We start from the raw sequence: 7,935 nt of genomic DNA, 5'->3' as shown, positions 1-7,935 counted from the left end.
GATGTTCAGCCAGTGCGGCCCGCTCTGTTGCGGTGGTGGCCTGTACCTCTGCCGCTTCCTGCATCGGCACGGCACTGTCCAGCAACAACCCGAAGGCCCGTTCCGGCTCGGCGACCTGACACAGATAGCCGTTGGCATCCATGCCCTCGGGGAACACCACCCGGAACACGGTGATACCGACGGCGGTGAGTTCTGCGGCCAGTTTTACCGCCGCTTCATTGCCTGCCGGATCATTGTCGTAGGCGATCAAGACCTGCTTAACGCCATGCCGCCGAAACGCCTGCCGCATCTCATCGGTGAAGCCGTTCACCCCATAGGCGGCGGTGACATGGCGGTGACCGGCCACCCAGAACGACAGAGCGTCGATCAGGGATTCACAGAGAATGACCGCCCCTGAACTGATCAGCGCCGGCTCATTCCATATCCCGCCATGTGCGCCGGGAAGGTACAGATGCAGCGGCGTTCCTTTACGTAAACGGTCGGTGATTTTGCGCCCGTATATCTCACGGATCTGGCCGTTCGGGTCGATAACCGGTATGACCAGCGAACCGGTAAAGTGCTCGTGCCCGCTGTCGCGCATCAGCCCCACGGTCCGAAGACGGGCGCGGATCTGTGCGCCGGCCTGCACCGCCTTGATGGGCAGGCGATAGGCTAACGTGCGGTTGGCAAAGCCCAGTTTAAACTGAGCGACTAATTCCGGGTGGTTGAGCCGCCGTTTTTCCAGATAATCCAGGGCTTCGGGGGCATTCAGCAGCGTATGATGGTAGAACCCGACGACCCGACTGAGCAGCGCCTGCCGTCCGGCGTCATCATCGGCCAGCATGGCCGGTTCATCCGGTTGCACCAGCGGGGCCACCGAGGGGTTATCTCCCAGTATCCCGCGCAACTGTTCCACGGCCCGGCGCAGACTTAAGCCCTTAGTTTTCATTACCCAGTCCAGCACGGAGCCGCCGGCATCACAGCCAAAACAGTGATAAAGATTTTTTGCCGGTGAGATAACCATTGACGGGGTTTTCTCCTGATGGAACGGGCACAGCAGCACGTAATCTTTGCCGCGTTTAAAGAGCTGTCGCCCCTGTTGCTCCACCACGGCGACTAAGGAGACGGCGGCTTTCAGGTGCTGTAATTCGGCTTCCGGGATGCGGGCCATATCGTTAATCCTTTAAAAAATACGTCAAGGTCTATATTGACCTATTTTAAACAGGACATTAGAATACTTTCAAGAATTAATTTTCAGGAGGGGATTTAGCATGTGGAACAAACAACTAACTTGGCTATGTTTGTCCATGACTGATTTTGGTAAAAACCTCTCATCTATTCGTAAATCAAGGCAGTTAACACAACTGAAACTGGCGGACCTGTTGGATATTCAGCCCCGCATGGTAGGGCGCTGGGAACAGGGGAAAGCCAAGCCTCAGTTTGATTACATCATCAAGCTGGCGCAGATATTAGAGGTCAGTATTGACCATCTGTTACTGGGTGATAAAGGCAGTGCCGCCCCGGAGTTTGATATCAAAAACAAGCGGCTAAAAGAGTTGTGTAAACAGGCCGATGCATTGAAGCCGGAAGATCAGGAAGTGATTTGTCATTTTCTGGATATGGCTATCACACAAGACAAGATAAAGCAGGTGATAAAGCGATAATCTGTTGATATTTAGCGCGGGGATAACGGGCTGGCACCCGTTACCGCCGCTTACCACAGCAACTATAGGAGTAGTGACTATGGCTAAGGCGCATTCTAAGGCAGAAGCGGCGATAAATAAAGCCGTGAAAACAGAACGTTATTACACGGTGGGCTATGTGCCGAACGGGAACAGGGTTAGTAACGCCACCCCGGCGATACATCTTAAGGGGCAGTGGCTGAGACAGGCGGGATTTAATACTGGCGGCCAGATTACCGTGAAGGTGATGGATGGCTGTCTGGTGCTGATCCCTGACAGTGAAGCCACGCAACAACAGCATCAGCAGTACCAGCGGCAACAGGCCCAACTGCAAGAGATCAAGCAGCAGATGCAGGCGCTGATAACTGGTTTTGTGGGTTAAGAGGAGAGCATGAGATGACGATAGCCATTGAACATTTACAGGATATTCAGTTAACTCACATTGAAGCACTGGCCCTGGCCCAACTGGTTAAGCGGCTGTGCTGGGCGGAGATACGCGCCTGTGCCGTGAATGACGAGGAAGCGTATCAGATCAAAGATGCGATCTCTAAGCTCCAATCCGCTCTGGCTTACTGTGGGTATGCGCCACGGTAGATATCATCAGAAGGCCGGAAGATCTCGAAAGATCTTTCCGGCGTTGTTTAATGATTTTTATACTAGCTTTACAAACACATATATTTTTATTTGCTTATGTAGACAGAAGGGCCAGTAAGACTTATATGTGAGCAAATAATTTTTATATTTATATCGTTATTTTTAATACTCACTATATTTTTATTATCCATAATTTTAATATCTACTTTTGCAACCATATCGGTTTCGATTCCTTGCATATTTAAGTCAGAAACACCAAAGCAATAAATACCTGCTCTACATCTATTAAAATCTTTACCCCATTTATCTGGAGTTTTATCAGGAAGACTATTTACAAGATCAAATGACATAATTACTGTTGGCCCATCTCTTTTTACATCAATACTGAAAATATCTATCTCATTGATAAATGGAGGGTTTGAATAAACTCTCCTCATCAATTCACTACCTGGCAAATCAGTCCAATACATATATGTCTCCATTAGTAGCTATAATGGTCTAATGTTCCATCAACGCTACCAGTTCTAATATTATCATGAGGTCTCACATTAAAATGAGGTCCCTGATCACCTACACCACCTTGCCCAAAATTATGACCAGCAGCATGATCTTGTATAACAACTTTAGTGCCATCAGATTTTGTGAAGTGATATTCCCTTGTCCAAATAGGTTCTTTATTTGAATTTAAGATAGGTTTACCATTTCTGTCTGTTAACATTACTTGATCATATTCTTTTGTATTTTGATGTTTCTGATTAAATATTTTATTTGGACGCTGGTTTTTAGGAATACCAACATCTCTTTTTGCTGCTCTAAGCGCATCTTTTCTTGAATTAAATTGGGCATTACACCCAGCAAGACCCAGCGGATCAATCCACGACACCGGATTCGGCACGTACGCATACAGGTTCAGACCCCCTGCTAATCCTATCGGGTCGGGTGTTATAAACCGGCCAATTTCCGGCGCATAATACCGATACGTATTAAAATGCAGCCCCGTCTCTTTGTCAAAATATTGTCCCGCATAACGCAGGTTTTGCCTGAAACGCGAACTCCATGATGACCGGGCCGGGTCGGTGAAGTAATCCAACGGGATGCCACCCAGTTCACCGAAAGTATTGTATTTTTCCGCCCACGCAATTTTACCCTCCTCATCCGTTACTTCCAGTGGCGCGCCGTTGATGTCCGTGTGATACCAGAAGTAATTGTGTGTGGCGCCTTTCGTGACAATGCTGGCAAGCGGGGTGTAGCTGTCATGGGATTCGTAGCAGTAGGTCTGGATTTCGCCACTTTTCGCATCCCGCTCTTGCAACAGACGCAGCCCGTGCCAGACAAAATCGGTTTGTTCATAACGCGCCAGTCCATCAATCCCGATTTTCACCACTTTGCGAATGCGCCGCCCCAGAGCATCATAGTGATAACGTGCTGTTGTGTTGCCGATAACTGCCACCGTCAGGCGGTTATCACCATCATAACGATAATGCTGTGTTTCGCGCATCTCATGCGCCCGGCTGATAACGTTGCCATGCGGGTCATGTTCATAGCGCCATTCGCGCCAGTGGCTCAGGCGGTCGCCCTGCGGCTCCATCGTTTTGCCCAGCCCCCGTTCTTCCGCCTCACGTTTCAGTATCGACTGGGGTTGCTCCAGCAGGTTATCCGCTCGGTCATACCACAACATATCATCATAAGCGCTGCCCCAATGCGTCACTTTTTTCAGGCGACTTTCAGAGTCATAGAGATATTCGATCATGCCCCGGTAATGATCTTCCATCACCTGCAATTCGTCTTGTGGGTTGTAGAGCCACGCCCGCCACGGCTTGCCTTCGCTAAGATAGGGCTGGGGCTCTGTATTGGTCCGTTTCAACGGCAGGCTATACTGGTGGGTACAGCGTCCTAGTGGATCATAATCACGAAGTTGGAACAGCTTGCCCTGTGTGCGGCGCGTTTCACGATGCAGACGGTCACGCTCGAATTCAGCGATAAGTGTCTGTTCATGCCGGATGGCACTCAGGTGACCCGAGCCGTAGTAAAGCCAGCTTAAGGTGCCACTGTGTGGCAATGTGAGTGCGGTCAGGTTATCCAGTTCATCATAGTCAAATTGGAGGCTGTCGTCGCCGTTCTGCTCCCGAGTGACCCGCCCCAGTGCGTCATAATCAAAACGCACCGTGTTGGACTCTATCCCCAGTTGTTTACCGTTATCATTAGGTTCGCGCCGGGCTTCCAGCAGTCTGCCCATCTTGTCCCACTGGTACTGATAAGTGTCCGTGTGAGTTTCCCGCTGAATAAGATGACCCGCCGCATCATAATGCTGGTGTACCCGATGCTCCGGGTACTTGAATACTTTGTCACCCATGCGCCGTTCAAGGCTCAGCAAGCCCGCTACGTTGTATTCGTACTGGATTAAGGTGTCGTCGGGGCGGATTTCTTCGATTAATCGTCCTTCCGCATCACGGTTCAGCAGGTAACGGCCATCGTTGGCGTTGTCGAGCCGGACCAGATGGCCTTCGGGACTATAGCGATAATGCACCTTCCGTTGCAGCCGGTCAGTGACACAAACGACCTGACCCAGCGCGTTATATTCCCAATGACGGGGCGGGTTTTGATTGCGTTGGTGGCTGATAAGCTGGCCCGCCTCGTCCCACGTCATTTGTTCGGTGGAGTCATCAGGATAGGTGACCTGAGCCAGCTGACCGTTATCATCATAGTGATAGCGGGTACTTTCCATCAGGGCATTGGTGACTTTTTCCAGCCGATTCTCCCGGTCATAACTCCATATCGTGGACTGACCCGAACAATCCGCATGGCGGATAAGCTGTCCCTGCGCATTCCACAGAAACTGGCTCTCGCCCCCTTTAGCATCCGTGCGCCGGTCAGGCCGCAGCGTGTGACGATGCATATAGTGGTAGTGCGAGGTCTGTTTCAGTGGCGAGGCTTCACTGACCAGTCGCCCGACGTCATCGTAAGTCAGCGCCGTTTCCGTGCCATCCGGCCAGAAGATAAAGGTGAGCCGGTCAGTATCATTTTCGTACTGCCAGCGGGTCTGGTTGCCGTTAGCATCAGTGAAACTCAGCTGGCGACCATGCTTATCCCATTCACTCAGGCGGGTATTACCGTCTGCATCTTTGTAGCCGTTCGGCAGGCCAAATTCATCCCACAGGATATGATGTTCGGTGCCTGTGCGGTCGAGACAGTGGATGATGTGGTGCGCGTCGTTGAGGAGCCACACCGTGCGGGTACCGTCATGCCAGTGGGCCGTACGGGTGAGGTTCTCGTCATCGTATGCCAGCCGAAAACCAGCCCCTTCGCTAGTTTGTTGGGCAGTGACGCGCCACAAGCCATCTTCATCCTGCTCCCACTGGTAATCACAGCGTAACCCCCGCGCATCCTGATGCCAGGCCATCAGACCGTGTTCAGTCCAGCCGAATTGGCGTTGGAGAGGGTCATTACGATGGCTGACCCCGGTCAATTGCGCCTGGTCATTATAGTGGTAGCGGCAAAGCGGGATACGCTGACCATCATGGAGTTCGCGCCAGACGGCGGTGAGACGGGAAACCGTTTGGTTATCATTTTCCCTTATCACGTAATCGCAGTGCAGGTTAAGCCCGCCGCTGCCCGTGATGTTGACCATCTGACGCTGCTCATTGTAATGGAAGCGCTGCTCGTTACCCACATTATCGCGAATATGGCTTAGGCGGCTAATGCCGTTATCATCGAACTCCGCATAATGGTAAACCTGTTCGCCAGCATCACGGATTTCCCAGGTATCTGCCGGTGTGTGTATCAGGTCGCTTTGAGCGTCAGGGCAAAAACAGCGGTGCCCTGCCGGCACGTCAGGAAATGGCACGATATTCCCTGAAGGGGAACGCCAGAGCAACCCGTCCTCCACGCGCGTGAGGCGGCTTTCCCAGAACAAGTTCCAGCCCGGTCCGAGTACGCTGTCATAGCGATAGCTGCTCAGGTAGCTGCGTTGCCAGTCAAGCGGCAGTTCGCTCTCCAGCACAAAATCCAGCTCGTCCTCATCGTTCAGGAACTTTTGTCCGGCAATGACTTCCACGGGGTTCATGAGAATCCCCACGACAGGCACAGCCACAGCCAGCGGACCCAGCCGACAGGCGATTTTGCGGATTTTATCCGCCCCCGGTATCTTGCTGAACAGCTTTTGCAAAGCGCCGGGGCCTTTGGCTGCCGCACCACCGAAACTGATTAACCCTGCCGCAAACATCGTTAAATCGGAAACGGTATACGCCCATGGGGGGATTTCCGGCACAATTTGGGCCGTCTGCGCCGTTCCCCCGCCGATGAAGACATTAGATGAACCGGTCATGACTGCCGCATCACAGACCGTTTTGTCTCCGACCCGCACCGCAGGATAGCCATTGATGAAAACGGAATCAGAACCCTCCGCCATCTGGCGAATGCCGTTCTCTTTGCTGCATTCCACCTGACTGCGTGTCGCTATAGCAGCGGGTTTGTTGTTGATAGAAACATTGGGGGAACCCTCCTTGATTTCCCCGCAGGGACTTCGCGAGGAGGCCCCCGCAGAGACGCAGGCATCACGCGCCATGTCACCTAAATATCCCGCTGCCATTCCCACCGCAATAGAGGCGCCAATCAGCAAAACACCTACCCCGATACAGGATGCGGCCAACCCCGCGACAAAGAGGGCGCCTGATAAAATTCCCCCGGCAGCTGAAATTAATGAACCTATGACTGTGCCCGCAATCAATCCCGCCATGGCACTGGAATGACCGATTGTGTCCCCCACTCGCGCCGCTTCTGGCATTGTATCCCCTCCTTAGAACTGGAAACTTTTCAGGCAATCATCCAGCCACTGCCGCTGAACCTCGGTGAATACCTGCCGGGATGATAGCGTGAAAATCAGCGCTTTTTTCTCATCTGACAGGAATACCGCCTGATATTGATAGACTTGCTGCCCTTTTTGGGGACGATAACGGGAGAACAATGCTATACCTTGCAACAGGTTATCACCCAGAATTGCAGGTTGTTCTTCCAGTAATTGCCAGTCACGCAGACCCTTTTTCAGCAGACTTTTCTGGCGGGTGAGGTAACTGGCGAGATCTTCGCCTTCGGTCAACGAGTCGCGCGAGATGTTGAGTACGGGAGCATCGGGTGCGGTAATGATGTTTACGGTCTGTTCCTGATAGCCTGCCGGCAACATAATGCTGCCTTCAGTGAACCGACAACGTGGGTGATTATCCATATATGTCTTTTTGTCTTATTTTTATTCAATCATTCAGTCATATCAATCAGGTAGAATTAACAGCAATACTGAATTGATAACTAAAATTGAATATATTTAAGGGGGGCATCTTCATAGTCATCAATAAAGATACACAATCAGTCATGCTATCCATTTTATATTCAGGTAAAAAGATATAACAAAAAGTCTGCGGTGTCTTGATTGTCAGACAAATTCATCCCCCATTAATTTAATAAAATGTGATGGCAATCACGAAATAATGCCGATGATTTCGCTGAAAACCCCTTTTAATTAAATTAAATAGTAAGAATCCGAATTAAGTACATTCGTCTTCGCCGGTTTATAGATCTTGCATTATTCACCAGATAAGATTAACTCTGTATTTTATCTAATATTCATAATATTAAATAAAATATCCCTATTGTCATCAACAGCTCATTGCGAACGGTTTGTTTAAGC

7 protein-coding genes are annotated in these 7,935 nt (G+C 50.8%); 3 read left to right on the top strand and 4 right to left on the bottom strand.

The genetic code is table 11. The annotated features are described in order from the left end of the window. Positions 1-1,150: CHC2 zinc finger domain-containing protein (locus EAE89_RS15535; protein WP_214086192.1), on the bottom strand; the 1,150-nt coding region annotated here is incomplete at its 3' end. Between the two features lie 100 nt (positions 1,151-1,250). Between EAE89_RS15535 and EAE89_RS15530 the strand changes: the two genes are divergently transcribed. The 3 genes from EAE89_RS15530 to EAE89_RS15520 all read left to right on the top strand — a co-directional run bounded on the left by EAE89_RS15530 (position 1,251) and on the right by EAE89_RS15520 (position 2,255). Next, on the top strand, positions 1,251-1,643 hold the full coding sequence (locus EAE89_RS15530; protein WP_021327089.1) for a helix-turn-helix domain-containing protein: 393 nt from the start codon (positions 1,251-1,253) through the stop codon (positions 1,641-1,643). 79 nt (positions 1,644-1,722) lie between these two features. Then, positions 1,723-2,043 (top strand): SymE family type I addiction module toxin, encoded by a 321-nt coding sequence (locus tag EAE89_RS15525; RefSeq protein WP_149617353.1) that lies wholly within the window; start codon positions 1,723-1,725, stop codon positions 2,041-2,043. A 14-nt stretch (positions 2,044-2,057) separates the two neighbouring features. Beyond that, positions 2,058-2,255, top strand: coding sequence for a DUF7706 family protein (locus tag EAE89_RS15520; RefSeq protein WP_214086191.1), 198 nt, complete (start codon positions 2,058-2,060; stop codon positions 2,253-2,255). An 86-nt stretch (positions 2,256-2,341) separates the two neighbouring features. On the opposite strand, the gene EAE89_RS15515 is transcribed toward EAE89_RS15520, so the two are convergent. Genes EAE89_RS15515 through EAE89_RS15505 form a run of 3 tightly spaced genes read right to left on the bottom strand, consistent with a single transcriptional unit; the run spans position 2,342 to position 7,476 of the window. Further along, positions 2,342-2,725, bottom strand: a complete 384-nt coding sequence (locus tag EAE89_RS15515) for an immunity 50 family protein (RefSeq protein ID WP_244866493.1) — start codon at positions 2,723-2,725, stop codon at positions 2,342-2,344. 11 nt (positions 2,726-2,736) lie between these two features. Continuing rightward, positions 2,737-7,038, bottom strand: a complete 4,302-nt coding sequence (locus EAE89_RS15510) for an HNH/endonuclease VII fold putative polymorphic toxin (protein WP_214086190.1) — start codon at positions 7,036-7,038, stop codon at positions 2,737-2,739. Between the two features lie 12 nt (positions 7,039-7,050). Then, positions 7,051-7,476, bottom strand: coding sequence for a DcrB-related protein (locus EAE89_RS15505; RefSeq protein ID WP_054480500.1), 426 nt, complete (start codon positions 7,474-7,476; stop codon positions 7,051-7,053). Positions 7,477-7,935 lie beyond the last annotated feature (459 nt).

This window comes from Photorhabdus heterorhabditis, assembly GCF_018448905.1.
GTDB classification, from domain to species: domain Bacteria; phylum Pseudomonadota; class Gammaproteobacteria; order Enterobacterales; family Enterobacteriaceae; genus Photorhabdus; species Photorhabdus heterorhabditis.
This window is presented reverse-complemented; position numbering and strand designations above follow the sequence as displayed.

What these genes read in the sequence shown, in the direction of transcription:
- EAE89_RS15530 (WP_021327089.1), top strand. Translation starts at nt 1,251, where the DNA reads ATGTGGAACAAACAACTAACTTGGCTATGTTTGTCCATGACTGATTTT.
- EAE89_RS15525 (WP_149617353.1), top strand. Translation starts at nt 1,723, where the DNA reads ATGGCTAAGGCGCATTCTAAGGCAGAAGCGGCGATAAATAAAGCCGTG.
- EAE89_RS15520 (WP_214086191.1), top strand. Translation starts at nt 2,058, where the DNA reads ATGACGATAGCCATTGAACATTTACAGGATATTCAGTTAACTCACATT.
- EAE89_RS15515 (WP_244866493.1), bottom strand. Translation starts at nt 2,725, where the DNA reads ATGTATTGGACTGATTTGCCAGGTAGTGAATTGATGAGGAGAGTTTAT.
- EAE89_RS15510 (WP_214086190.1), bottom strand. Translation starts at nt 7,038, where the DNA reads ATGCCAGAAGCGGCGCGAGTGGGGGACACAATCGGTCATTCCAGTGCC.
- EAE89_RS15505 (WP_054480500.1), bottom strand. Translation starts at nt 7,476, where the DNA reads ATGGATAATCACCCACGTTGTCGGTTCACTGAAGGCAGCATTATGTTG.